At 61.0% G+C, this 413-nt stretch carries 1 pseudogene; it reads right to left on the bottom strand.

Annotated elements, in window-relative coordinates:
- Nucleotides 1–253: pseudogene (locus MD535_RS25875) on the bottom strand (hypothetical protein); the annotation flags it as partial.
- Nucleotides 254–413: the final 160 nt, after the last annotated feature.

Here is a 413-nt window from a genome sequence, read left to right as displayed (position 1 = left end):
CACCAATCGCTTGGTGCGTGGGGTTAAACGTCGCCCCCGTTAACGTGGGTTTGAGTCGTGACATCGACACGCTGCTGTCTGTCACCGTGGTTGCAACCGCGCCGAGGTTGTTGGTGCCGCTCACGCTCAAAGTGATGGCGCCGTCTTGCAAGCCACTCATGTCTAAGCTCAAGCTCCAACTGCCATCCGCCGTGACCGCCACCGCCACCTCACTGGTCTTGCCCCCCACGCTATCACTCGCGACGACGCTCAACGTTTCCCCGTCCTCAAACCGGGTGCTGCTGCCGCTAATGGCAACGGCGCTCGCGTCCGTGGTGTTGATGGTCTTGCCCCCATTGATGGCACCAATACTCAAGGTCGGGGTAATGGCCAGCGCCTGTGTGCTGTTGTCATCCCCCACATTACCGACCGCG

This window comes from Vibrio qingdaonensis, from assembly GCF_026191675.1.
GTDB classification, from domain to species: Bacteria; Pseudomonadota; Gammaproteobacteria; order Enterobacterales; family Vibrionaceae; genus Vibrio; species Vibrio qingdaonensis.
The sequence above is the reverse complement of the archived record's forward strand: the minus strand, read 5'-3'. Positions and strand labels throughout refer to the sequence as shown.